Origin of the sequence: Methylobacterium sp. WCS2018Hpa-22, from assembly GCF_031843785.1 — a bacterium.
Taxonomy (GTDB): domain Bacteria; phylum Pseudomonadota; class Alphaproteobacteria; order Rhizobiales; family Beijerinckiaceae; genus Methylobacterium.
In genome coordinates, this window is sequence record NZ_JAVTJA010000008.1 from 213331 (window position 1) to 238452 (window position 25122).

The 25122-nt window shown below is 66.4% G+C and carries 24 protein-coding genes; 14 read left to right on the plus strand and 10 right to left on the minus strand.

Annotated features, from left to right (window positions below):
- Window positions 1-51 precede the first annotated feature (51 nt).
- Window positions 52-873 carry an outer membrane protein gene (locus tag RQI43_RS13020; protein WP_056429813.1) on the plus strand — a complete coding sequence of 274 codons (822 nt, stop codon included), beginning with the start codon at window positions 52-54 and terminating at the stop codon, window positions 871-873.
- Between the two features lie 270 nt (window positions 874-1143).
- Window positions 1144-1869 (plus strand): DUF2076 domain-containing protein, encoded by a 726-nt coding sequence (locus RQI43_RS13025; RefSeq protein WP_056429810.1) that lies wholly within the window; start codon window positions 1144-1146, stop codon window positions 1867-1869.
- A 100-nt stretch (window positions 1870-1969) separates the two neighbouring features.
- Here the strand turns inward: RQI43_RS13025 and RQI43_RS13030 are convergent, their stop codons facing one another.
- The gene (locus RQI43_RS13030) at window positions 1970-2755 is read right to left on the minus strand and encodes a L,D-transpeptidase (RefSeq protein ID WP_311275428.1); all 786 of its coding nucleotides are present in this window, start codon (window positions 2753-2755) and stop codon (window positions 1970-1972) included.
- Window positions 2756-3088: 333 nt separating this feature from the next.
- Here RQI43_RS13030 and RQI43_RS13035 point away from each other — a divergent pair, with 333 nt between their 5' ends.
- Window positions 3089-3820 carry a chemotaxis protein gene (locus RQI43_RS13035; RefSeq protein WP_056429805.1) on the plus strand — a complete coding sequence of 244 codons (732 nt, stop codon included), beginning with the start codon at window positions 3089-3091 and terminating at the stop codon, window positions 3818-3820.
- A gap of 81 nt (window positions 3821-3901) precedes the next feature.
- Window positions 3902-5956 (plus strand): excinuclease ABC subunit UvrC, encoded by a 2055-nt coding sequence (gene uvrC / locus RQI43_RS13040; RefSeq protein WP_056429803.1) that lies wholly within the window; start codon window positions 3902-3904, stop codon window positions 5954-5956.
- 18 nt (window positions 5957-5974) lie between these two features.
- Here the strand turns inward: uvrC and RQI43_RS13045 are convergent, their stop codons facing one another.
- Together RQI43_RS13045 and RQI43_RS13050 are read right to left on the minus strand one after the other, a co-directional pair.
- Window positions 5975-6313: a type II toxin-antitoxin system RelE/ParE family toxin gene (locus RQI43_RS13045; protein ID WP_311275404.1), complete on the minus strand. Its 339-nt coding sequence runs from the start codon at window positions 6311-6313 to the stop codon at window positions 5975-5977.
- A complete protein-coding gene (locus RQI43_RS13050) occupies window positions 6306-6590 on the minus strand; it encodes a ribbon-helix-helix protein, CopG family (RefSeq protein ID WP_311275405.1) in 285 nt (94 codons plus the stop codon). The genes RQI43_RS13045 and RQI43_RS13050 overlap by 8 nt, the downstream gene beginning before the upstream one ends.
- A gap of 162 nt (window positions 6591-6752) precedes the next feature.
- Between RQI43_RS13050 and pgsA the strand changes: the two genes are divergently transcribed.
- The 3 genes from pgsA to RQI43_RS13065 are packed head-to-tail and all read left to right on the plus strand — an operon-like array spanning window position 6753 to window position 8100.
- A complete protein-coding gene (pgsA, locus tag RQI43_RS13055; protein ID WP_311275406.1) occupies window positions 6753-7352 on the plus strand; it encodes a CDP-diacylglycerol--glycerol-3-phosphate 3-phosphatidyltransferase in 600 nt (199 codons plus the stop codon).
- Window positions 7353-7383: 31 nt separating this feature from the next.
- Window positions 7384-7635 carry a molybdopterin converting factor subunit 1 gene (gene moaD / locus RQI43_RS13060; RefSeq protein WP_056430470.1) on the plus strand — a complete coding sequence of 84 codons (252 nt, stop codon included), beginning with the start codon at window positions 7384-7386 and terminating at the stop codon, window positions 7633-7635.
- Between the two features lie 36 nt (window positions 7636-7671).
- On the plus strand, window positions 7672-8100 hold the full coding sequence (locus RQI43_RS13065) for a GNAT family acetyltransferase (RefSeq protein WP_056429793.1): 429 nt from the start codon (window positions 7672-7674) through the stop codon (window positions 8098-8100).
- A gap of 30 nt (window positions 8101-8130) precedes the next feature.
- Here RQI43_RS13065 and RQI43_RS13070 read toward each other — a convergent pair whose 3' ends face one another.
- The gene (locus tag RQI43_RS13070) at window positions 8131-9048 is read right to left on the minus strand and encodes a metal ABC transporter solute-binding protein, Zn/Mn family (RefSeq protein ID WP_311275407.1); all 918 of its coding nucleotides are present in this window, start codon (window positions 9046-9048) and stop codon (window positions 8131-8133) included.
- Between the two features lie 198 nt (window positions 9049-9246).
- Here RQI43_RS13070 and RQI43_RS13075 point away from each other — a divergent pair, with 198 nt between their 5' ends.
- From RQI43_RS13075 to RQI43_RS13100, 6 genes are all read left to right on the plus strand, one after another.
- Window positions 9247-11025, plus strand: coding sequence for an ABC transporter transmembrane domain-containing protein (locus RQI43_RS13075; RefSeq protein WP_311275429.1), 1779 nt, complete (start codon window positions 9247-9249; stop codon window positions 11023-11025).
- 56 nt (window positions 11026-11081) lie between these two features.
- Window positions 11082-12119 carry an aldose epimerase family protein gene (locus RQI43_RS13080; RefSeq protein ID WP_311275408.1) on the plus strand — a complete coding sequence of 346 codons (1038 nt, stop codon included), beginning with the start codon at window positions 11082-11084 and terminating at the stop codon, window positions 12117-12119.
- A 69-nt stretch (window positions 12120-12188) separates the two neighbouring features.
- Window positions 12189-12749: a GbsR/MarR family transcriptional regulator gene (locus RQI43_RS13085; RefSeq protein ID WP_056145774.1), complete on the plus strand. Its 561-nt coding sequence runs from the start codon at window positions 12189-12191 to the stop codon at window positions 12747-12749.
- 23 nt (window positions 12750-12772) lie between these two features.
- Window positions 12773-13471, plus strand: coding sequence for a DUF4166 domain-containing protein (locus RQI43_RS13090; RefSeq protein ID WP_311275430.1), 699 nt, complete (start codon window positions 12773-12775; stop codon window positions 13469-13471).
- A gap of 25 nt (window positions 13472-13496) precedes the next feature.
- Window positions 13497-14999: a TIGR01777 family oxidoreductase gene (locus RQI43_RS13095; RefSeq protein WP_311275409.1), complete on the plus strand. Its 1503-nt coding sequence runs from the start codon at window positions 13497-13499 to the stop codon at window positions 14997-14999.
- A 49-nt stretch (window positions 15000-15048) separates the two neighbouring features.
- Window positions 15049-15372: a YnfA family protein gene (locus RQI43_RS13100; protein WP_311275431.1), complete on the plus strand. Its 324-nt coding sequence runs from the start codon at window positions 15049-15051 to the stop codon at window positions 15370-15372.
- Window positions 15373-15382: 10 nt separating this feature from the next.
- On the opposite strand, the gene RQI43_RS13105 is transcribed toward RQI43_RS13100, so the two are convergent.
- The 5 genes from RQI43_RS13105 to tesB form a co-directional block, all read right to left on the minus strand.
- Window positions 15383-18109, minus strand: coding sequence for a DNA translocase FtsK (locus RQI43_RS13105; RefSeq protein WP_311275410.1), 2727 nt, complete (start codon window positions 18107-18109; stop codon window positions 15383-15385).
- 213 nt (window positions 18110-18322) lie between these two features.
- A complete protein-coding gene (locus RQI43_RS13110; RefSeq protein ID WP_244478085.1) occupies window positions 18323-19279 on the minus strand; it encodes a TorF family putative porin in 957 nt (318 codons plus the stop codon).
- Window positions 19280-19575: 296 nt separating this feature from the next.
- Window positions 19576-21081 carry an ammonium transporter gene (locus RQI43_RS13115; RefSeq protein ID WP_311275411.1) on the minus strand — a complete coding sequence of 502 codons (1506 nt, stop codon included), beginning with the start codon at window positions 21079-21081 and terminating at the stop codon, window positions 19576-19578.
- Window positions 21082-21169: 88 nt separating this feature from the next.
- Window positions 21170-21508, minus strand: coding sequence for a P-II family nitrogen regulator (locus RQI43_RS13120; RefSeq protein ID WP_018044676.1), 339 nt, complete (start codon window positions 21506-21508; stop codon window positions 21170-21172).
- A gap of 283 nt (window positions 21509-21791) precedes the next feature.
- Complete coding sequence (gene tesB / locus RQI43_RS13125) at window positions 21792-22661, minus strand: acyl-CoA thioesterase II (RefSeq protein WP_311275412.1); 870 nt, start codon at window positions 22659-22661, stop codon at window positions 21792-21794.
- 283 nt (window positions 22662-22944) lie between these two features.
- Between tesB and RQI43_RS13130 the strand changes: the two genes are divergently transcribed.
- Window positions 22945-24216 carry an FAD-dependent monooxygenase gene (locus RQI43_RS13130; protein ID WP_311275432.1) on the plus strand — a complete coding sequence of 424 codons (1272 nt, stop codon included), beginning with the start codon at window positions 22945-22947 and terminating at the stop codon, window positions 24214-24216.
- A 227-nt stretch (window positions 24217-24443) separates the two neighbouring features.
- Here the strand turns inward: RQI43_RS13130 and ppa are convergent, their stop codons facing one another.
- The gene (ppa, locus tag RQI43_RS13135) at window positions 24444-24980 is read right to left on the minus strand and encodes an inorganic diphosphatase (protein WP_018044679.1); all 537 of its coding nucleotides are present in this window, start codon (window positions 24978-24980) and stop codon (window positions 24444-24446) included.
- Window positions 24981-25122: the final 142 nt, after the last annotated feature.

A 25122-nucleotide genomic window follows, 5' to 3' on the forward strand; every position in this document is an offset into this window, starting at 1 on the left:
GCAGGACCGCTCCGAAAAAAGCGGCCGCGCTAACGAGTAGAGGACCAGTCCATGAAATCCTTCCTTCGCGGCACCACCGCCCTTGCCGGCATCGTCATCGCCGGCTCCGCTTTCGCTGCCGATCTGCCGCGCCGCGCCGCTCCGCCGGTCTTCGTTCCCGTGCCGGTCTTCACCTGGACGGGCGCCTACTTCGGTATCAACGCCGGTTACGGCTTCGACGCTGGCAGCAACAGCGACCGTTACAACCTGCCGGCCGGCTCCGTGCTGAACGGCGGCCCGGTCAACCGGGTGTTCAACGCGAACAGCAGCAACGACCTCGAAGGCTTCGTCGGCGGTGGTCAGGTCGGCTACAACTACCAGTTCACCCCGGGTTCGGGCGTGGTCGTCGGTATCGAAGCTGACGCCCAGTACACCGATTTTGGCAACAAGACCCGCACCGTGAACGGCACGTTCAGCCCGGTCGTCGGCGGCCTCAACGGCACCACCGCCGTTCGCCTCCCCGGCAACGAGATGAACTTCTTCGGCACCGTCCGCGGCCGCATCGGTTACGCCTTCGACCGCACCCTCGTGTACGGCACCGGCGGCTTCGCCTATGGCGACGGCGGCACCGGCTCCGACGATTTCCGCACCGGCTACACCGCTGGTGGTGGTATCGAGTACGCTCTCCCCACGGACTCCTTCTTCAACTTCTTCAAGTCGTCCGCTGTGACGCTGAAGGTCGAAGGCCTGTACGTGAACCTCGAGCAGGACGGCCGCGGCAACCGCTCCGTCTACAACCCCACCACGAACGTGCTTTCGCTCAGCCCTTCGGCTCGCGAAGCCGAGTTCGCCGTGGTCCGCGCCGGCCTGAACTACAAGTTCGGCTCGTACTAGGCCTTACAGAACCAACGCTCCGCCTCATGGCGGAGCACGAGGTCTCTCAGAAGGAGCCCGGCCGAAAGGCCGGGCTCTTTTTGTTGCGTGGCGAAGATGCGTAGCCTCCGGCTCCGTCACCTTTCCGAAATTTCATGCTCCGAACCGGAGCTCCCGTGCATCCGCAACGGCGAAGTTCGCGTTGACCCCCTGACAAAGCCAGTGGCGCCACCCCATCTCGGAGGCGCCGGGGCGGCATGGCCCGCAGGCTTCTCTCAGGAGGACGACCCCATGAATAGCGAAGAACGCGAGGTCATCGGCGGCATTTTCCAGCGTCTGGAGCAGGCCGCGAGCCAGCCCCGCGACGCCGATGCCGAGCGCTTCATCGCGGACAAGCTCCGCGCTCAGCCCTACGCGCCGTACGCGATGGCGCAGCTGATCTATGTCCAGGAAGAGGCGATCAAGAGCTTGAACGAGCAGCTCGAGCAGGCGCGTCAGGCGGCACAGCAGCCGCAGGGCGGCGGCGGCGGCTTCCTGTCGAGCATCTTCGGCGGCGGGTCTCGCCAGCCGGAGCCCCAGCGCCCGTCCGGTCAACCGTGGGGCGGCCAGGGCGGACCTCAGCAAGGATATGGTCAGCAGCCGGGCTATGGGCAGCAGCCCGGTTACGGCCAGCAGCCGGGTTATGGCGGACCGCAGCAGGGTGGCCCATGGGCCGGCCAGCAGGCGGCACCCGCTCGCGGCGGCGGCTTCATGGCGACGGCCCTTCCGATGGCGGCCGGTGCGGCCGGCGGCATGCTGCTCGGCAGCGCCTTGTCCAACGCCTTTGCGGGCGGTCATTCGGCTCTCGGCAGCGCGGCGGCGGCGGGACTTCCCTCTGCGGGCGCGGCGGCCGGTAACGAAGATCTCGGTTCGGCCCTCGGCGGCGGCAACGACTTCCAAGACGCGTCGTTCGACAGCGATCCGGGCGGGGATTTCGGCGGTGACCTGGGTGGCGGCGGTGACGACGACTGGGTGTGAGCGACAGTCACAGCCATCACTGCGCGTGATGGCCCGATGACAAGAAAGGCCCGGTGCGTGGAGACGCGCCGGGCCTTTCTCGTGAGCGGCCCGGAGGCCGTTAGAGGACTTCGACCCGCGTTCCCACGGGGGTCCGTTCATACAGGTCGATGACATCCTCGTTCATCATCCGGATGCAGCCCGACGAGACGGATTGCCCGATCGTGTGCGGCTCGTTGGTGCCGTGGATGCGATAGAGGGACGAGCCGAGATAGAGCGCCCGCGCACCCAGAGGGTTGGCCGGGCCGCCGGCCATGTGGCGCGGCAGGTCGGGGCGACGCTGAAGCATCTCCGCCGGGGGCGTCCAATCCGGCCATTCGCGCTTCTGGCTGATCGTCTTCATTCCCGACCAGGCAAAACCCGGCCGACCGACGCCGATACCGTATCGGATGGCCTGACCGCCTGGCTGGACGAGATAGAGAAACTTCGTCTGGGTATCGATGACGATGGAGCCGGGCTTCTGCCGGCCATCGAACGAGACGACCTGGCGGGCAAAGCGCGCGTCGGGCGCGCGCTCGATTCCCGCGATTTGCCTTTCGGGATCGGCCTGAGCCGGCAGAGCTTGTGACGGCAAGGCAGCGAGCCGCGTGCGAACGGGGGCCTGGTAGAGATCGGGATCGGGGATGCGATCGCCCGAATGGAGCACGCGCGGCATCGGCTCGCCACCGTAACCCTGGGCCGCCGGATGTCGTGGAAGCACGCCGTCATCCGCGAGGCCGGGACGCCGGGCGCGCGGCGGCGTTCCATGACCCGTCACCAGGAATTCGATGAAGCCCCCGCCGTATTGGCCGGAGGGAACCTGGGCTTGTGCGGCCCCTCCCGCCACCGTGGCGGACAGGCAGGCCATAGCGACGCACAATTCGAGACGCTTCAACACGCGCGATACTCCGGACCAACACGAACCTCGCGCTCAAGCTGGCCGGACGGGACGAGAATCGGGTGAAAAAACGTGGTGAATCGTTCAGGTCACCGCTGCTCTACTGCTAGCTTCAAAGAACAGCATGAATTGTTTGTAAAAGTGCATCGGCCGTTCTCTGTGTTGAAGAAATGGCAACGACTTTGTCGCATGGTGGCTCGAAGGCTTCTCGTATCGGGATTCGCGTCGTTCACCAGGATGACGACCCCCGGTCCATGCTGCCCTGTCGCTGACCCAGTTACTCCTGCCGGCTGATCATCCCCGATGAACATGAAGCGCTACCGCATCGAAGACAGCCTCGGTTTGGCAAGCGTGCGACCCGTCGTGGAGGTCGCGCACGCCAAGGAGCGTTCCGGCTCCGACGACGTGAAGCTCGATGAGATCCTCTCGGCGATCCAGGAGCTTCGCCGTGTCACGCAGACGAGCACGGTCGAGACCATCGAAGCCTGCCGGAAGGAGCTCAACGAGGCCTTCGCGATGCGCTCCGAACTCGACGTGATGAAAGATGCGATCACCCGGACGAAGAAGGAGATCGCGACGCTCTACCACTCGGAGAATACCGGGAAGGGAATGAAGCGGGTCGCGGGAGAACTCGACGCGGTGGTGGAATCCACCGAACTGGCGACGAGCACGATCCTCGGCGCCCTGGAAGAGATCGAGACGAATGCCAGCGCGTTGCGGGCCATGCGGCAGGCCGCCGGCGGCGAAAACATCGACATGATCCTCGAGCGGGTGATCGTCGCCTACGAGGCCTGCAACTTCCAGGACCTGACCGGCCAGCGCATCAACAAGATTGTGGGTGTGCTCAAGTTCATCGAGGAACATCTCGACCGCATGATCGAGGCCTGGGGCGGCCTCAATTCGTTCAGCGAGATCCTCGGCGTCGTGCCCCAGGGCCCCAGCATCGACGACGAGAGCTCACTCCTCAACGGACCCAAGCTCGACAGCGATCCGGGACATGTGGACCAGGGCGATATCGACGCGCTGTTCGATTAAGACGCGCATGCGCCGACCTTCGCGGGTCGGCGAGACCGGGAGCCCCTTCCCTCTCGAATCCCCGGCGCTTAAGTCTCGGGCATGAGCCGCCAGCCCGCGAAAGACCTGTCTTCCCAACGAGACCTGCCGCCGGATTCGTTCGACGAGCGTGAGGATGCGGACGAGACCCCGGAACGTATCGACGACGGACCGGAGATCGATTTCGATTTCGAGGAAGGCGCTGTCAAAGCCGGCACGGAGATCATCCGCCGGTTCTGGACGACGCTGCCGTCGGGACCGGGCGTCTACCGCATGTTCGACGAGAAGGGCGATGTCCTCTACGTCGGCAAGGCGAAGAACCTGAAGGCCCGAGTCGGCTCCTATGCGAGGGGCCAGGCCCATTCCAATCGCATCGCCCGGATGATCTCGCAGACGGCGGCGATGGAATTCGTCACCACGGCCACCGAGACCGAGGCGCTGCTGCTCGAGGCCAACCTCATCAAGCAGTTGAAGCCCCGCTTCAACGTGCTGATGCGGGACGACAAATCGTTTCCCTACATCCTGGTCACGGCCGATTCCGAGGCGCCGCAGATCGTCAAGCATCGCGGTGCGCGGCGGCGCAAGGGCAGCTATTACGGCCCGTTCGCCACCGTCTGGGCGGTGAACCGTACGGTCAACGCGCTCCAGCGCGCCTTCCTGCTACGCACCTGCACCGACAGCTATTACGAGAACCGCACGCGGCCCTGCCTGCTCTACCAGATCAAGCGCTGCTCGGGACCCTGCACCGGGGAGATCGGCCTGCCGGAATATCAGGCGCTCGCCGAGAATGCGAAGAGCTTCCTCGCGGGCAAGTCCAACGCGGTGAAGGACCGTATGCGCGAGGAGATGCAGGACGCCTCCGAGAAGCTCGAATTCGAGCGTGCCGCCCGCTTCCGGGACAGGATCAGCGCGCTCTCGGCGATCCAGGGGACCCAGGGCGTCAACACCCAGGGCATCGAGGAGGCGGATGTTTTCGCCCTCGACGAACAGGCCGGCCAGTTCTGCATCGAGGTGTTCTTCTTCCGGAACTTCCAGAACTGGGGCAACCGCGCCTATTTCCCGAAGGCCGATCGCAGCATGACGCCGGACGAGGTGCTCGCCTCCTTCATCAGCCAGTTCTACGACGACAAGCCGGCTCCCCGGATCGTCCTCGTCTCCCATGCGATCGAGGATGCGGAGCTGATGGCAGCCGCCCTGTCGAGCCGCGCCGAGAACAGGGTGGAAGTCCATCAGCCTCAGCGCGGCGAGCGCAAGGCCCTGGTGGAATATGCCCAGCGCAACGCCAAGGAGGCCCTGGCCCGCAGGCTCGCGGACACCGCCTCGCAGGGCAAGTTGCTCGTGGCGCTCGGGCAATCGTTCGGATTGCCCGCCCCACCCCGCCGCATCGAGGTTTACGACAACTCACACATCATGGGCACGAACGCGGTCGGGGGCATGATCGTCGCCGGCCCGTCGGGTTTTGCGAAGACGCATTACCGCACCTTCAACATCAAGTCGGAGGAGCTGACGCCGGGCGACGATTTCGGGATGATGAAGGAGGTGCTCCAGCGCCGCTTCAAGCGTCTCGTGAAGGAAAACCCCCGTACCGCCAACGAGGCGGCGATCTCAGCGAGCGAAGGCGGTGCGGCCGAGCCGGTTCCCGAATCGGACAGCGAGACCATGCCGGCCTGGCCGGATCTCGTCCTCATCGACGGTGGCAAGGGCCAGCTCGAAGCCGCCCGCACGGCGCTGGAGGAACTCGGAGTCACCGATGTCGCCCTCGTGGGCATCGCCAAGGGTCGCGATCGCGATGCCGGACGCGAGACCTTCTTCGTGCCCGGAAAGGCCCCGTTCAAGCTGCCGCCGCGCGATCCGACCCTCTACTTCGTCCAGCGCCTGCGGGACGAGGCCCATCGCTTCGCCATCGGCACGCATAGGGCCAAGCGCAAGCGCGAGATGATCAAGAACCCCCTCGACGAGATCGCCGGCATCGGCCCGACCCGCAAGCGCGCCCTCCTCCACCATTTCGGGACAGTGAAGGCGATCCAGCGCGCCTCCCTGGAGGATCTGGCGACCACGCCCGGCGTCAACGCAGCCACGGCACGTGCGGTGTATGATTTCTTCCATGCCGGAGGCTGAGGCTCAAAAACGCCTGCGTCAGGTGGGTTCGGTGCCGGGGTCGTCGTCTGACCGGCGATACAGTGCCTCGTAATCCTTCCCGCCATAGAAGATGTTGGTGATCCGGACCCTGTCGTCCTCGACCAGATAAGCGATTACGGCGGAACGCTCGAATGGTACCGTGCGAAGGCCGGATACGAGGTCGTCGCGTGGTCGACCGGCATGAGGCGCATCTCCGATTCGATCACATCGGGACTTGATGCGTCGTACGAACGACGCGGCGACCGACACGCTTCCACTCGCTTCGCGAACGAAGCGAAAAATGTCGCCAAGGTCGACCAACGCATCCGGCCGGAAGAAGACCGGGAGTCTACGCACCCGAGGTCTTGGCGCCTTCGCCGGCGAACAGGCGTGCGAGGTGAAGGTCCGCTTCCATCGCCGTCAGATCCTGCCGGGCGTCACCAAGTGAGCGGCGAACACGAGCCCGTATCTCGGTCAAGCGCTCCGCTTCTTCGAGCCGTTGCCGCTGCCATAGTCGCAGCGCATCACGCATGACCTCGTTGGTCGATGAATACTCACCTGCCTCGATGCTTTCACGTACCGCCTGATAGAGATCGGGCGTCATGGTGATGCTGATCGTGTCTGCGGACGACATGCGTGAGCACTCTATTCCCTCAGCGCATTGGTAGCACAAAATCCGGCTCGGCACATTCGGTTGCGATGGGCCCAGCGCGACGGCCTAGGCGCTATCGAAGCAGCTTGTCCGTTTGCATCATCGTGGTTGACCCCTCCCCCCGCCCATGGTTTCACCGCGTCGATGACTGTCCTTCCTCTCCGACGCCGGTCACCGGCCTGGACGCTGGCGAATTGCCTGACCTACGGGCGGCTCGTCGCCGTCCCCGTCGTCGTGGCGCTGCTGTACTGGCCGGACGAGCATGCGGCACGGTTCGCGGCTCTCGGCGTCTTCATCGCGGCCGCCATCACCGATTATCTCGACGGCTACGTCGCCCGGACCTACGATCAGAGCTCGGCCCTGGGGCGCATGCTCGATCCGATCGCCGACAAGCTGCTCGTCGCCGCCTGTCTGCTGATGCTGGTGGCCGACAAGACGATCCATGACTGGAGCCTGTGGGCGGCCATCGTCATCCTGTGCCGCGAGATCCTCGTCTCGGGCCTGCGCGAATATCTGGCGGAGTTGAAGGTCAGCGTACCGGTCAGCCGCGTCGCCAAATGGAAGACCACCCTTCAACTCGTGGCGATCGGCTTCCTCGTGGCCGGAAAGGCGGGGGAGACGATCCTCCCCCATACCGTCATCGCCGGAGAGGCCCTGCTCTGGGTCGCCGCGGCCCTGACGCTCTACACGGGCTACGATTATATGAGAGCCGGCATCCGGCACGTGATGGACGATCCGCGCTGACCCGCCGATGCCACAGCCGGAAGGGCAGACCATGAAGCTCGTCTATTTCGCCTGGGTGCGCGAACGCATCGGCAAGGCCGAAGAGGTCGTGACCCCGCCCGCCGGGACCGAGACGGTCGCCGACCTCGTGGCCTGGTTGAGTGGCAGGGGCGAGGAATATGCCTACGCGTTCGAGAATGCCGGCATCGTGCGGGCGGCCATCGACCGCGTCCATGCCAAGCCGGATGCGCCCATCGCCGGGGCCACCGAGATCGCGTTCTTCCCGCCGATGACGGGCGGCTGAGCCGCCTCAAATCGTCTGCGAGGAGACCCTCACGCGATGACGCCCGTGATCCGTGAATTCCAGGACGCCGATTTCGATGGCGTCGCGGCCCTATGGCTCGCGGCCGGAATCTCTCGGCCGTGGAACGATGCGGGCAAGGACATCGCCTTCGCCCGCCGCGATCCGCACTCGACCATCCTGGTCGTCGAGCGCGAGGGGGCCGTCGCCGCCACCGCCATGGTGGGCGAGGACGGTCACCGGGGATGGCTCTATTATGTCGCCGTCGACCCGCGGTATCGCGACCTCGGCCTGGGCAGGGCGATCATGGAAGCAGCCGAGCGGTGGCTGTCCGCGCGTGGCGTCTGGAAGGTTCAGCTTCTCGTGCGCGAAGAGAACGAAGCGATCCGCCACTTCTACGAACATCTCGGCTACCGGGACACCCGGACGATCTGTCTGCAGAAAGTCATCGGCGAGACGGCGGGGTGAGTGGCTCCGACCCAAAACCCCGCCGGGCACTCACTTCTTGCCGAGAGCCGCGCTGAAGGCGGTGATGTTGCTGCGCATCATGGCCACGTAGGTGGCCGCCGGACCATCGGGACCCGACAGGGCGTCGGAATAGACCTTGCCGCCCACAACGGCACCGCTCTCCCGCGAAATCTGCTGCATCAGGCGGGGATCGGCCACGTTCTCGAGGAAGACGGCCGGGATCTTGTCGCGCCGGATCTGCCGGATGATGCGGGCCACATCCTTCGGGCTCGCCTCGCTGTCGGTGGAGACGCCCTGCGGCGCGATGAAGTCGAGGCCGTAGGCGGCGGTGAAATAGCCGAACGCATCGTGCGTGGTGATGATCTTGCGATGTTCGGGGGGAATCGCCGCGATAGCCGTGCGGATGTCGGTCTCCAAACCTGCCAGGGTCGTCAGATAGGCCTTCGCGTTGGCTGCGTAGTCGGCGGCGTGTTCGGGATCGATCGTCGAGAGCCCGTCGCTGATGTTGCCGATGTAGATCCGCACATTGGCGATGCTCTGCCAGGCATGGGGATCGTCGTGATGGGCGTGTCCCGCATGCCCTCCGCCATGGTCGTCGTCACCCTCGATGGGCTTCACGCCCTTGGTCGCGACGATGACGAGCGCCTTCGTCCCGGAGGCCTTGATCAGCCTGTCGAGCCAGCCTTCCAGGCCGAGGCCGTTGACCACGACGAGATTGGCGGCGGTGAGTTTGCGCGCATCCCCGGGGGCCGGGTTGTAGCCATGTGCGTCGGCATCGGGGCCGACGAGAGTCGAGATCTCGACGCGGTCGCCGCCCACCTGCTTCACGAGATCACCGAGGATCGAGAAGGTCGCCACCGCCTTCAGCGGCTCGGCGGCATCCGCATTCCCGCCGAAGGCCGTGAGAGCGAGGGCGATACCGACCCACGCCGAAAGGCCCGTCTTCATGGCGTGACGTCTCGATCGCATACCCGTCGTCCTTCGCATCGGCTCCCGGAAACGGGCAGACCAGATGATCCGTCGCGCCGTGTAATGTAACACTATCACATTGCCAAGCCCGATGGCCTTGCTTGATCTTCCGGTCTCCGACCTGCAAACCCCCGACCGAGAGCCGGGAGCCCCCCGCGCGACAGACAATGGATGAGCATGGCCCGTCGGCCGTTTCTGAGGGGTGAGACCCTCCCCCTCCTCGGCCGGGTCTGGCGCGAATGGCTGCGTCCGCATCGGGGCACCCTCGCCGTGGTGCTGGTGCTCATCGCCATCATCGGAGCGGCGACGGGTTTGTATCCCGCCCTGATCAAGGGGGCGTTCGACGCGTTCGACCACAAGGACCCGTCGGCCCTCACCTACGGACCGCTCATCGTCATCGCCATCACCTCGATCCGGGGCTTCGCCCTGTTCGGGCAGACGGTGCTGACCAACCGGGTCGTCACCCGTGTCGAGGCCGACATGCAGGCGGCGCTCTACGGCCACCTCATCGATTCCGACCTCGCCCAACTCGGCCGCGAGAGCCCGGCGGCGTTCACCCAGCGATTCACAACGGATTTCGCCTTCATCAAGGAGGCGCTGACCCGCATCTCCACGGTGCTGCTGCGCGACCTCGCGATGCTGATCGCCCTCGTCGTCGCGCTGCTCTGGATGGACCCGGTGCTCACCCTCGTGGCCGGCGTGGTCGTGCCCTTCGTCGCCGGCCCCATCGGCCGCATCGGCAAGAAGCTGAGGCGGGTCTCCACCACCACGCAGGAGCAGATGGGCCTCACCGCCAGCCTCATCACCGAGAGCCTGCAGGGCGCGCGCATCGCCAAGACCTACGCGCTGGAATCCTACCTGAAGGGCCGTGCCTCGGGCGCGTTCGATACCGTCCGCCGCTTGAAGATGAAGGCGGCCAATGCGCGGGGACGCCTCGACCCGTTGATGGAGATCGGCGGGGGCTTCGCCGTGGCGGCGGTGCTGGTCCTGGTGGGCCAGCGCGTCATGTCCGGTGACCGCACGGTGGGCGATTTCACCGGTTACGTGGCAGCTTTGCTCCTGGCCGCGCAGCCCGCCCGCGCCTTGGGCACCCTCAACGCCATCCTTCAGGAAGCCGGGGCGGCGCTCCATCGCTACTTCGCCCTGATGGACGAAGCACCGCGCATTCGTGAAAAGCCCGATGCCGTGCCGCTGGTCATCACCGGCGGCGAGATCCGCTTCGAGGAGGTCCGCTTCCGATATCGCGAGGATGCGCCGGCGCTGGAGGGCATCGACCTCACCGTTCCCGCAGGCGCCACCGTCGCCCTGGTCGGGCGTTCCGGCTCCGGCAAGTCGTCTCTGCTGAACCTCGTGCCCCGACTGTACGACGTGACGGGGGGCCGCGTTCTCATCGACGGCGCGGATCTGCGCGACGTGACGATTCCATCCCTGCGCGCGGCCGTGGCAGTGGTCTCCCAGGACGTGGTGCTGTTCGACGATACCATCGCGGCCAATATTGGGTTCGGCCGCCCCGGTGCGACCCGCGCCGAGATCGAGGCCGCTGCGGAGGCCGCCGCAGCGCATGGATTCATCACCCGGCTGACGGAGGGTTACGAGTTCCGCGTCGGCCCCTCCGGCGGGCGCCTGTCCGGTGGCGAACGCCAGCGCATCTCCCTGGCCCGCGCCTTCCTCAAGGACGCGCCGATCCTGCTTCTGGATGAGGCGACGAGTGCCCTCGATTCCGAATCCGAGCGGCTGGTCCAGGGCGCGCTGCTGCGCCTGATGCAGGGGCGGACCACCCTCGTCATCGCGCACCGCCTCTCCACGGTGCGCGATGCCGACATGATCGTGGTGATGGAGGCCGGCCGCATCATCGAGACGGGGACGCATGACGCCCTGATGGCCTCGCATGGTGGCTATGCCCGTCTGCATCGCATGCAATTGTCCGGAGATGCGGAAGAGCCCGCCGCCCCCTGATCCGCTTTCCACGCGTTGAAGCGTCACGAATCCTCGCGCGTGAAACGGATGCCGGCATGGCAGGACAGCCCTTCGGACGGACGAAGGATGGGAGCCCCGTCACTCGATACAGGCTTGCCCGGTCTCGCCTGCGTGTCGACATCCTCGATTATGGCGGCGTGGTCAGCCGGATCGATACGCCCGACCGCGAGGGAGCCTGGACCAATGTCGTCCTCGGTGCGCGTGACGTCGCGGGCTACGAGGCCAGCGACGCGCATTTCGGCGCCATCATCGGACGCTACGCCAACCGCATCGCCGGAGGGCGCTTCAGCCTCGACGGACACGGATACCAATTGCCGCTCAATGTCGGTGGCAACACCATGCATGGCGGGACGAATGGGTTCGACCGCCGCGTCTGGCGGGTGATCCGGGCGGACGAGACGACTTTGGTACTCGGCTATCGCTCAATCGACGGCGAAGAGGGCTTCCCCGGCAATCTCGATGTGGAAGTCGCTTACTCCCTCAGCGACGACCAGACCCTGCGGATCGATTACAGGGCCTGGACCGACCGGCCGACCATCCTCAACCTCACCAACCACAGCTATTTCAATCTCTCCGGCGAGGGCTCCGGCGACGTGATGCAACATCGGGTCGCCATCGCGGCGGACCATTACCTCCCCACCGATGCCGACCAGATTCCCACGGGCGAGATCAGACCCGTGGCGGGCACCGCCTTCGATTTCCGCGAGCCCGAAGCCTTGGGCTCACGCATCCGCGACGGGGATTCGCAGCTCGCTCTGGCCCACGGCTACGACCACACCTTCGTGCTGCGCGAACCCGGCTCCGTCCGGCATGCGGCGTCCGCCGTCGATCCTGCGAGCGGGAGACGGCTCGACGTCGCCACCACCCAGCCGGGCCTGCAACTCTACACCGCCAACATGCTCGACGGCACGGTGATCGGGTCCGGCGGGCGGCTGTACCGAGCCGGCGATGCGGTCTGTTTCGAGGCGCAGGGGTTTCCCGACGCGCCGAACCGGGCGGAGTTTCCCTCCACGACGCTCCGCCCCGGCGAGATCTTCACCGCGACGACGACCTATCGCTTCAGCACAGACTGACACGCCGCTTGTCATCGCCCGACGAGGCGGTCGCTTGACTCGGGTTCTTTTATGTCTGTAATTTCTGTCATGACAGAAATTACAGACACTCCCGAAAAGCTCCCCGTGGCGGTGGAGCGCTTCATCCTCCACTGGGGCGATCTCGGCGGGCAATGGGGCGTCAACCGCTCCGTCGCCCAGATTCACGCCCTGCTCTACCTGTCGGACAAGCCCCTGGCGGCGGAGGAGATCGCGGCGACGCTGGGCATCGCGCGCTCCAACGTCTCGACATCGCTCAAGGAACTGTCCGGCTGGAACCTGATCCGGCGCGTCCCCGTGCTGGGCGAGCGCCGTGATCACTTCGTCGCCGAGACCGACCTGTGGGAGATGGTCACGCGCATCGCCGCCGGCCGCAAGGAGCGCGAGATCGATCCGGCGATCGCGGCCCTGCGCACCTGCGTGGCGCAGGCCGAGGGCGATCCGACCATCGGCGCCGTCGCCTCCCGCCGCCTCAAGGCGATGCTCGAATTCACCGAGACCATGGACCGCTGGCACAGCCAGATGCTGGGCGTTCCGCACGCGACCCTCGCCAAGCTGATCCGCCTCGGCAGCCGGATCGTGCGCTTCCTGCCCTCCAAGCCCGAAGGCTGAACCGGGGAGCCGCGATCATGATCATGACGGCATTGAGGGGGCCTTCCGTGGGAGGCACGGCGCCTCCCATCGGCGAAAGCCCGGTAATCGCCCGTGCGCACGAGGCCGACCTCCGCGACCTGCGCTTCCGCAGCCTGATCGCGGACGAGGACTGGACCACTCTGTCGCCCGCGATCCGCCGGCGCTTCACCAAGCGTCTCCAACCCGGCACCAGCGCCGTCTATGTGGGCACCGTGGTCGAGACGCGGATGAGCCGCCTCGGCTGGGTCGTGGCACAAGCTGCCCGCCTCATCGGCGGCCCGCTCCCCACCTCACGGGCCAAGGGCCTCGCCAGCGTCGTCTCCGTGACGGAGGACCGGTCGGGGGGCGGGCAGGTTTGGACGCGGCTCTACGCGCGGCCGGACGGATTTCCCCAGACCGTCAATTCGGCCAAGCGCTTCGCCGGGCCCACCGGCCTCGAAGAGCATGTGGGCGGCGGTCTCGGCATGAGCCTCGATGTCGCCGTGGTCGACGGCAGGCTGGTCTTTTCGAGCCGCCGCTACTTCATCCGGCTGGGCGAATGGCGTCTGCCGCTTCCCGGTTTCACGACGCCGGGCACCCTCACGGTGACCCACGGCGAGACCAGAGCGAACCGCTTCGCCTTCATCCTCACCATTCGTCATCCCTGGTTCGGCACGCTGATCCGCCAGGAGGCGGAGTTCCGCGACGTCGTCGACGCCTGATCCATCACGGGGGAGACCCGACATCATGACCTCGACCTTGCTGTGGTCGCTGATCGCCGTGCAGATCGCCATGGGGGCCTTCGACACCCTCTACCACCACGAACTAACCGAGCGCCTCGCCTGGCGACCGTCCCAGCGCGGCGAGTTGCGTCTCCATGCCGTGCGCAACTGGCTCTATGCCCTGCTCTTCCTCACCCTCGGTTTCGCCGAACCCAAGGGACTGCTCGCCTGGGCCATCATGGGCGTGCTCATCGTCGAGGTCGTGATCACGCTGATGGACTTCGTCGAGGAGGATCTGAGTCGGCGCCTGCCGGCCACCGAACGGGTGAACCACACCCTCCTGGCGCTGAATTACGGTGCGATCCTCGTCCTCATTCTTCCGGTGCTGCTCGGCTGGGCCGGAGAGGCCACGGGCATCGCCTGGGTCAGCCACGGAGCCTGGAGCGCTCTCGCCTTCGCCGCCTCGCTCTCCGTCGCGATCTTCGGCCTACGCGACTGGTTCGCCGCCGGGCGGTCCGAGCGCCTGGGCCTGCCCGCGCCGGCCGGGCTCACGGACATGCTCGCTCCGGCGCGGACAATCCTGGTGACAGGCGCCACCGGCTTCGTCGGCCAACGCCTCGTGGCGAGCCTCGTGGCGGTCGGCCACGAGGTGACGGTCCTGACCCGTGACGGGGCGAAAGCCGCGGCACTGCCCGCGCCGTTGCGGATCGTCACCTCCCTCGACCAACTGCCGGACGGCGCGCGGCTCGATGCCATCGTGAATCTCGCGGGCGAACCGATCGCCGACGGGCCGTGGACGCCCGCCAAGCGCCGCGCGATCCTCGCGTCGCGCCTGAGGACGACTCGCGGGCTTGCCAAACTGGTGGCCCGCCTCGACAGGGCACCTTCCGTCGTCGTCAGCGGCTCGGCCGTCGGATGGTACGGCCTGCGCGGCGATGACCGCCTCACCGAATCGAGCCCGGCGGCTCCAGCCTTCACCCAAAGGGTGTGCGCGGCCTGGGAGCGGGAGGCGATGGCAATCGCGGCCCTCGGCCCACGGGTCGTCCTCCTGCGCACCGGGCTGGTGCTCGGAATCGAGGGCGGCCTCCTCGCGCGACTTCTCATGCCGTTCGAGTTCGGCCTCGGGGGACGGATCGGCTCCGGGCGGCAATGGATGTCGTGGATTTCCCGCGACGACCTCGTCCGCCTGATCTGCCACGCCATCGCGACGCCGACCTTGGCGGGACCGGTGAACGCGACCGCGCCGGAGCCGGTCCGCAATGCCGATTTCGCCGCATCCCTGGCGCGGCAGCTCCACCGCCCGGCAATCTTCCCGCTTCCGGCGCGGCTCCTGCGCTGGCTGGGCGGCGACTTCGCCGAGGAGATGCTCCTGGGCGGGCAGAGGGTGCTGCCCGAGAAAGCGCTCGCCAGCGGGTTCGCCTTCCGGCATGCCCGGCTGGATTCGGCACTCGGATCCATTCTGGGCCGGAATGTCGGGCGGGAGGCGGAGGCCCGGCCCTCGCGGGCCGTCGTCCCGCTGAGAGAATGACCGGCATGGGAACGCGGCGCACGGTCCCCCTTCGTGATGGAGCGAACCCCTGATCACCGCCCTCGTCTATACCGGCGCCGCTTTGGCCGAGATCGCCGGGTGCTTCGCCTTCTGGGCCTGGCTGCGACTCGGCCGGTCGGCCTGGTGGGCCCTGCCGGGCGTGGCGTCCCTCGTCCTCTTCGCCGTGCTGCTCACCAGGGTGGAGAGCGACGCGGCGGGCCGGGCCTATGCCGCCTATGGCGGCGTCTACATCGCCGCCTCGATCCTGTGGCTGTGGCTCGCCGAGAGCCAGAGGCCGGACCGGTGGGATATGACCGGTGCCGCAATCTGCCTCGTCGGCACCGGGATCATCCTGTTCGCGCCGCGCAGCTGATGGCTGCGCGTCACATCTCGTGCGGATCGGGCTCCACCAGGATCTCGCGTTTGCCCGCATGGTTGGCCGAGCCGACGATCCCCTCCACCTCCATCCGCTCCATGAGCGAGGCGGCGCGGTTGTAGCCGATCTGCAGGCGGCGCTGGATGTAGCTGGTGGAGGCCTTCTTATCGCGCATGACCACCTGCACGGCCTGGGCGTAGAGATCGCCGCCGCTCTCGCCGAAGCTGCCCTGGTCGAAGACCGCGCCATCGACCTCGATCTCGTCGATCGCGCCCTTGGCCGATTTTCCGCCGCCCTTCGAGCCCTTGTCGTCGTCCTCGCCATCGTCGGCGGTGACGGCTTCGAGATAGGACGGCCGGCCCTGGCGCTTGAGGTGGGCGACCACGCTCTCGACTTCCGAATCCGAGCAGAACGGGCCGTGGACACGGGTGGTGCGTCCGCCACCGGCCATGAACAGCATGTCGCCCTGGCCCAGCAGCTGCTCGGCGCCCATCTCGCCGAGGATCGTGCGGCTGTCGATCTTGGACGTGACCTGGAAGGAGATCCGGGTCGGGAAGTTCGCCTTGATCGTGCCGGTGATGACGTCCACCGAGGGACGCTGCGTTGCCATGATGAGGTGGATGCCGGCCGCGCGCGCCATCTGCGCCAGACGCTGGATCGCGCCTTCGATGTCCTTGCCGGCCACCATCATCAGGTCGGCCATCTCGTCGACCACGATGACGATGTAGGGGAGCGGATTGAGATCCATCTCCTCGGTCTCGTAGACCGCCTCGCCCGTCTCGCGGTCGAACCCTGTCTGGACCGTACGGGTCAGGACCTCGCCGCGCCCACGGGCCTCGGCGAGGCGCGCGTTGAACCCGTCGATGTTGCGCACACCGACCTTCGACATCTTTTTGTAGCGCTCTTCCATCTCGCGCACGGCCCATTTGAGGGCGATGACCGCCTTCTTCGGGTCGGTGACGACGGGGGAGAGCAGGTGCGGGATGCCGTCATAGACGGAGAGTTCCAGCATCTTCGGGTCGACCATGATCAGGCGGCACTCTTCCGGCTTCATCCGGTAGAGGAGCGACAGGATCATCGTGTTGATGGCCACCGACTTGCCGGAGCCGGTGGTGCCGGCGACGAGCAGGTGGGGCATCTTGGCGAGATCGGCGATGATCGGCTCACCGCCGATATTCTTGCCGAGGCACAAAGCGAGGCTCTGCTTCGTCTCGACGAAATCCGCCGAAGCGAGAAGCTCGCGCAGATACACGGTCTCGCGCCTGGCATTGGGCAGTTCGATGCCGATGGCGTTGCGGCCGGGCACCACCGCCACGCGGGCCGAGACCGCCGACATGGAGCGGGCGATGTCGTCCGAGAGCGAGATCACGCGGCTCGACTTGGTGCCGGGGGCCGGCTCTAGTTCGTAGAGCGTGACCACCGGGCCGGGGCGGACGGCGAGGATGTCGCCGCGCACGCCGAAATCGCTGAGCGTCGCCTCGAGCAGGGTCGCGTTCTGCTCCAGGGCCTCCGTCGAGACCTGGCTGGCGAGGGACAGGCTCGGCGCTTCGGCGAGCAATTCGAGGGCCGGATGGGCGTAGCTCTCCGCGCCATAGTTTTGGGAGACGGGCGCGCGCCGGATCGGCGCCGGAGCGGGAGACGGTGCCACAGGGGCGACGCGGGAGCGCGGGGGCGGCACAGACGCGGCCGGTTCCTCGGACGCATAGAACTCCTCGCCGCCATCATCCGGCTCGTCGTCGTGCAGGATCGGCTCCGGGAGGGGCCGGCGTGTCACCGGCCGGGGCTCCGCCACGGGCTGCGGCTCGAAGACCGGCTCGCGACGCGCCGAGGCGGCATCGCCTCTCGCCGGGTTTCCCATCTCCTGCGGTGCGTGGGTCGACCAGGGCGCGTCGTCTCCATCCGAGAACGCGCGGCGCGCGGCCAGAGCCGGCGAGGCGCCCGCATAGGCGAGGTCCGTGGCCGCCGCCGCCCTTTCGGCACGCCATTCGGCGATGCGCCTGGCGAGGGCGGTCCGGCCGCCCATGAGGAGATGCGCCAGGGTGCCGAGGGAGACGATGCCGAGGCTCGGCTCGTCCTCCTCATAGCGGCCGTCATGCCGTGCCGAGGATGGCGGACGCTGGTTGGACGCGGACGGAAGGGGCTGATCGTAGGGCTCCTCCTCCGGCTCCGCTCCGGCGCGGCAGGCACCCGTGAGGCAGAGGATCGCTACGGCCGCGAAGGCGAAGCCCACGAGGGCAGCCGCCGGCGACGCGATGGCGCCGACGATGAGTCGCGCGGTATGGATCAGGGCATCGCCCGCCACCCCGCCGAGACCGGTGGGAAGAGGCCAGCGGGCGGTGGGCGGTAGAGCGCTCGCCACCGCGCTCGCGGCAAAGAATCCGATGATCCAGAGGGTGAGCCGCAGCCCGCCCCGGGGTAATTCGCGCGATCGCATCAGCTGCACGCCCCAGAAGGCGGGCGGCAGGGCGAAAGCGAGAGAGCCCAGACCGAGGAGCTGCATCGCGAGGTCCGACACCACCGCACCGCCGGTGCCGAGCACGTTGTGCGCGGCATGATCGGTGGCGTGGTTGATGCTCGGATCGTCGATGGACCAGGTCGCCAGAGCGACCGTGAGCGCGGTCGCGCCGGCAAAGAGGATGAGACCGCCCATCTCCGTCATCCGCTTGGCCAAAAATGGCCGAAAGCTGTCGACGAAGGTGTCGTAAGGCGATGCGGAACGGCGGAGCGAGCGCATACGGGACCAGACGCAGGGAGAAACGATCCGGTAACGCTATGGCGACCGAGTTAACGGCTGTTTAAGGCTTAGAGATCGTTAGCGCGGTGCGTACAGATGTCCGTGCTTTCATGCACTGTCACGACGCGCCTTGCCGGAATTCATCCGCGCCGCCAACGAAGAAAGGCCCCGGATCGCTCCGGGGCCTTCTTTGTCCGTCGCTGAGCTTGGGGCTTAGCGGAAGAGGTTCAGGAGGCCGCCCGGCTCGGCATAGATGCCAGGAGCTGCAGTCGACGTCTGGAAGGTGATCGAGCCGATGACGGCATCGCCACACCACTTGGAGGTTCCGCCGTTGTTGAAGCCGCGGTAGTCGCCGGTGAAGTTGAAGCAGTCGGTCTTGCTCAGGTTGGTGTTGTGGTAGCGAACGTCGAGGACGATGTTCTTGTAGGTGTAGGACAGGCCGACGTTGCCGTAGAGGTAGCTCGGCAGGTTGAACGCGGTCTGGCCGGTGGCCGAGGTCTTGGCAGCGGTCAGGAAGTAGTAGCCCAGCTCGGACGAGAGCGAGAAGCCGCCCGAATAGGCCTCGGGAAGGAACGAGAACCAGTTCGCCGGCAGGGTGTAGGCGGCGGTACCCGAGGTGTAGGTGCCGTTGGCGTGCTGGCCGAGGAAGTTCGGCGAGAAGAACACGTTGAGGCCGAGGGTCAGCGCATCCGACGCTGCCCAGGTGCCCTTGGCGGCATATTCCATGAAGTCGGTGTTGGCGGTGGTCAGGAACGCGCCGCCGGGGCCGAGCAGGCGCTTCTCGTTCGGGTAGAAGTAGTAGAGCACGCCGAGATCGAGGGTGAACTTGTCGAAGGTCGGACGGATACCGGCGGCGAGATCGAACTCCATGTCCGGCTGCGTGGGCAGGCGGGTCTGGTAGGTGGCGAGGCCGGTATAGGCGAAGCCGCCGAAATACTGGGCCTCGAAGAAGGACTGGTAGCTGCCCTGGCGGTTCGACTGCGACACACCGCGGAAGTTGTAGTCCGTCTGGTAGCGCGAGCCGAACGAGAAGCCGATCAGCGGGTCGGCGACCTTCGCCTCGACCGGCATGACCTTCGGAGCGGCAAGGTCGGCGGCGTTGACGCTGCCAACGCTCAGGAACGCGGCGAGGGAAGCGGCAGTCCCCAGTGAAGTCAGCTTCAGTGTCATTAGAGTTCAGCCCCAGTTATTCTGTGAGAGCCAAGTTGCCCAATCCCGCCGATCTTCGCAAAACTAACTTTGATGCAATTGCCCAGCAAATAGGCAAATACGGCTTCTGGCGGGACTTGCCATCGGGATGTTGCATTTGCATCACATTCTCGCCCCAGTCCGGCGGGGTGAGCCGGCCCTGCCCGTATACCGAGGGGCGGTCGATGCCTCTTCGCGGGCTTTCACGGCCATGAAAAAGGCCCCGGTCGCATGGCAACCGGGGCCTCTCGGTGCGGTGAGATCGCGCTAGAGCAGGATCAGTAGTTGTAGGCGCGCTCGCCGTGATCGGCGATGTCGAGGCCTTCGCGCTCTTCGTCCTGGGTCACGCGCAGGCCGATGGTCAGGTCGACGAGCTTGTACAGGATGGCGGAGCCGATGGCGGACCACAGGATGGTGAAGCCGACGGCCTTACCTTGGGCGAGGAGCTGGGCCGCCATATCGTAGGCGCCCACAGCCAGTTCGCCGGGCTTGCTGGTGTAGTCGGGGATGCCGACGCCGCCGAGGTCCGGGCTCACCAGGATACCGGTGGCCAGGGCGCCGAGGATGCCGCCGATGCAGTGGACGCCGAAGACGTCGAGCGAATCGTCGTAGCCGAGGGCGTTCTTGACGGTGGAGCACATGATGAAGCAGGCGCCGCCGGCGACGAAGCCGAGGACGATCGATCCCATCGGGCCGGCGAAGCCGGCAGCGGGCGTGACGGCGACGAGGCCGGCAATGGCGCCCGAGAGCATGCCCAGGAGCGAGGGCTTGCCCTTCAGCATCCACTCCACGAACAGCCAGGAGACGGCGGCGGCGGCGGTGGCGACGAAGGTGTTGATCATGGCCAGACCGGCCGAGCCGTTGGCTTCGAGGTTGGAACCGACGTTGAAGCCGAACCAGCCGACCCAGAGCAGCGAAGCGCCGATCGTGGTCATGGTCAGCGAATGCGGAGCGAGCAGGTCACGGCCGTAGCCGATACGCTTGCCGAGCATCAGGCAGCCGACGAAGCCGGCGATGCCCGCATTGATGTGCACGACGGTGCCGCCGGCGAAGTCGAGGGCGCCCCACTTGAAGAGCATTCCGGCATCGGCGTTGACGGCGTCCAGGGCAGCCTGAGCGGTCGCCTTCGAGGCATCGTCGGTCGCGGCCGCAAGAGCCTTGGCCGCATCGCCGACGACATCCGGACCGCCCCAGTACCAGACCATGTGCGCCATCGGGAAGTAGATCAGCGTGACCCACAGGATGGAGAACACGAGGAGGGCCGAGAACTTCATCCGCTCGGCGAAGGCGCCGACGATGAGGCCGGGCGTGATCATCGCGAACGTCATCTGGAAGCAGATGTAGACGTATTCGGGGATCACGACGCCGTTAGAGAAGGTCGCCACGGTGGTGGACGGATCGACCCCCTTCAGGAAGACCTTGGAGAAGCCGCCGACGAAGTCGTTGAGACCGCCGCCATTGGTGAAGGCCATGCTGTAGCCGAAGGCGACCCACAGAAGGCTGACGACCGCCGCGATGGCGAAGACCTGCGTCAGGATCGAGAGCATGTTCTTGGTACGCACGAGGCCGCCGTAGAACAGCGCCAGGCCGGGCACCGTCATCAGCAGCACCAGGACCGCCGAGATCATCACCCAGGCGGTGTCGCCCTTGTTCGGAACGGGTGCGGTGGCAGCCGGGGCCGAGACGACTTCTGGCGTCGGCGACTGTGCGAGGGATGGCTCGACGAACAGGAGGGCCAGCGCGGCGCCTCCCATCCCGAGCGCAAGGGCATTGCGAAGTTTCATGGAAACGGAACTCCCGGTCGCGGTGCGATGGTGATGTGGGGAAAGCAGGGGAAGGCAGGCCGGAGCGTCGTCCAGCCGGGCCTCTGGATCAGAGCGCGTCGACGTCGGTCTCGCCCGTGCGGATGCGGACGGCCTTCTCGAGCGGCACGACGAAGATCTTACCGTCGCCGATCTGGCCGGTGCGGGCGGCAGCGGCGATGGCGTCGATGACGCTGCTGGTGAGGTCGGACGCGACGGCGACCTCGATCTTCAGCTTCGGCAGGAAGCTCACCGCGTATTCGGCGCCGCGATAAATCTCGGTATGGCCCTTCTGGCGGCCGTAACCCTTGACCTCGGTCACCGTGAGGCCGTGCACGCCGATCCCGGTCAGCGCATCCCTGACCTCCTCGAGCTTGAACGGCTTGATGATAGCCATCACGATCTTCATGGGCGGCGCCCCCTTTGTTCTGGATGCCCCCGGTCACCGGCGCGATCTACGTCGCGGCCCGGCGATCCGGCATTTTCGCACCAGCCAGAATGGCCAAGCGATCGGCGCCCATCATTCAAGGATTATGCCAAAGGGAACTTTTCCCGATTTTGCCATCTGCACACAAAGTGACCGATCACTGACGCGTGATCGGGCGAAATTTCTGCGCCAATCGCCTAAAGAATACTCATTCAGACGATATCGTGAGCAGAGTGGCAGCCAGTAAAGCAAAGGTTGCAGCGGTTCAGGATCCATCGCCGGTTGGGCGTATCAAGCCTTCCTGAGCCACGGAGGCCACCAGCTCGCCACTTCGAGTGAAGAGCGATCCTCTGGCGAAACCGCGCGCGCCGGAGGCGGACGGGCTGTCATGGACATAGAGCAGCCATTCATCGGCGCGGAACGATCGGTGGAACCAGAGTGCGTGATCCAGGCTGGCGGATTGGATCGACGCGTCGAACACCGTCTTGCCATGCGGAATCAGGGTGGCGTCGAGGAGCATTAGGTCGGAAGCATAGGCGAGTACGGCCCTGTGTAGCGCCGGCTCGTCCGGTAGCCGCTCTCGCGCCCGCATCCAGACGTGGAACCGAGGCTCGCGCGGATCGCGCGACAGATAGCGTTCGACCTCCACCGGCCTCAACTCGATCGGGGTGGCCCGTCCGAGATAGGCGCGCATGGTCGCGGGGATCGCCGGCCCCGCCGCCGCGGCGAGAGCGGGGGCGTCCAGCAGCGCCTCGGGGGCCGGAACATCCGGCATGACGGCCTGATGGAAAGCACCGTCCTCCTCGATGTGGAACGAGGCCGAGAGGGTGAAGATCGCACGGCCATGCTGGTGGGCCACGACCCGCCGCGTCGCGAAGCTGCGCCCGTCGCGAATCCGCTCCACCGCGTAATCGATCGGGGCGGCGGGATCGCCTCCGAGGATGAAATAGGCGTGGAGGGAATGCGCCGGGCGACTGGCCTCCACGGTGCGCGACGCGGCCACTAGGGCCTGCCCGAGCACCTGGCCGCCGAAGACGCGGAACCATCCGGTCTGGATGCTCTGTCCACGGAACAGGTCGTCAGCGAGCGGTTCAAGGTCGAGGCAAGCGAGGAGTTCGTCGACGGATCCGGTCATGCGGGCCTTTGCAGGACAGTGACACCGAGGGTGTCGTGCAACGCGTATTATTGGGCATTGGCATCGCCACACCGGGCACGGAATGCAAGGCGCGCGGGTGAAAGCCACGCATCGGACGTCTCGCCCACGTGCCGAGCCTCGCCAATGCACCAAGCCTCGCCTTCGCGCGTTGGCTCCGGCAAAGCGCATGGCCTCGGGCAAGAAACGTTGCCTCGGATGAAACGCGGTGCCAGTGCAGGCCCGTCGGATCGCAGCCGGCGCGGAGGGGGACGAGGTGAAGAGCATGGGCGGATCGATGGACGGTCGCGCACCTCGCAAGGTGATCGTCGCGGGCGGCGGTATTCCCGGCCTCAGCCTGGCGCTGGCTCTGCGCCAGGCCCATGGCGAATCGTTGGATGTGGCCGTCTTCGATCCGGGGCTGGATCGTGCGGCTTTACGCCATCGGGGGCGTGCCTTCGCGGTGGCGGCTGGCGGCCGGCGCATGCTGACGAGGCTGGGGGTCTGGGACGACATCGCTCATGCGGCCGAACCGATCCTCGACATGGCGATCAGCGACAGTCGGCTGACGGACCCGGTCCGGCCCATCTTTCTCACCTTTGGCGGACATGGCGCCGATGACGTAGCGGAGGCCGGCGAGCCCTTCGCACACATGGTCGAAGCGGAGTTCCTGGTGGAATCCCTGCTCTCGGCATCGAGAGCCTGCGGCGTTGTCCTGGAACCGGTCGGCATCCGCCATGCGCAAGCGCGGGGTTCCGGCATCGCCGTCGCGCTGTCCGACGGGCGCGAGGCCGTCGCCTCCCTGCTGGTGGCAGCGGATGGCTCGCGTTCGAGATTGCGTGAGGCCGCGGGGATCGGTTGGGTCGGACGCTCCTATCCGCAGATGGGCATCGTCGCGACGATCGGGCATGAGCGTCCGCATGGTGGCCGCGCCTTCGAACATTTTCTGCCGAGCGGCCCCTTCGCCATCCTGCCGCTGGTGGATGGCGGCGCGCTGGGTCATCGCTCCTCCATCGTCTGGACCGAGCGAACCTCGGATGTGGAGGCGCTGATCGGCGGCAGCCGGGAAGAAACGCTTGCGGAAATCGAACGGCGCTTCGGGCTCAATCTCGGTCGTCTCGTCCTCGAAGACGGGCCGAGCGCCCACCCGCTGTCCCTCGGCATGGCGCGGAGCTTCCGGGGCGAGCGACTCGCCTTGCTCGGCGACGCGGCCCACGTGATCCACCCCATCGCCGGGCAGGGATTGAATCTCGGCCTCGCGGATGCCGCTTCGCTGGCGGAGGAGATCACGGAGGCCCTGCGGCTCGGCCTCGACCCGGGGGCGAAGGATGTGCTGCAGCGCTACGAGCGCAGCCGGCGGTTCGACACCTTCGCCATGGCGGCGGCCACGGATGGACTGAACCGGCTGTTTTCCAACGATGTCCTGCCGGTTCGCCTCGTGCGCGATCTCGGGCTCGGCCTCGTCGACAGGCTCCCCGGACTGAAATCGCTGTTCATCGGCGAGGCCTCGGCCTCGCGGGCTGCCTCGCCCCGGCTGTTGCGGGGCGAGGCTTTGTGAGCGTTGGTGTGATCGGATTTCTCAGTGGCTGCTCAAGGCACAGTAGATCATCCTATCAGACCTCCTCATCCTGAGGCGCCCTTTGCCTGAGCAAAGGGCCTCGAAGGAGCCTTCCAGGGATCGCGCGACGACCACTGGAGGGCTCCTTCGAGGCCGCTACGCGGCGCCTCAGGATGAGGTAGAGCTTGGACAAACACCTCTGGAACAGGCCCTGAGAGGTCCGTGGTTCAGGCCTTCTCGGCCTTGGCGCGCTCGATACCCTCGTTGATGAGGCGCTGGGCCTCGGCCTTGTCGCCCCAGCGCTTGATCTTGACCCACTTGCCGGGTTCCAGATCCTTGTAATGCTCGAAGAAGTGCTGGATCTGCTGGATCGTGATGTCCGGCAGGTCGGTGTAGTTCTCGATCCGGTCGTAGCGCATCGTCAGGTGGCGGGACGGCACGGCGATGATCTTCTCGTCCTCGCCGGCATTGTCCTCCATCACGAGGACGCCCACCGGCCGAACGCTGATGACCGCGCCGGGAGCGATGGCGCGCGTATTGGCCACGAGAACGTCGCACGGATCACCGTCACCCGAGAGCGTGTGCGGGATGAAGCCGTAATTCCCCGGGTAATGCATCGCGGTGTAAAGAAACCGGTCGACCACCAGAGCACCGGATTCCTTGTCCATCTCGTACTTGATCGGATCACCGCCGATCGGAACCTCGATAATGACGTTGACGTCGTCTGGCGGATTCTTACCGATCGAGATGGAATCGATGATCATGGGGTCCTCTCTCTAACCTGCAGCAACCTGGGGCGCTGTTTGACGCGTCTCTTAAATCCCTTCCCGGTTAAAAGAAATCGGCCTTCGCCCGTTGCGCGGGGCTTTTGCCCCGAATCGTTACCTCAGGGTGCAGCGATGCTCG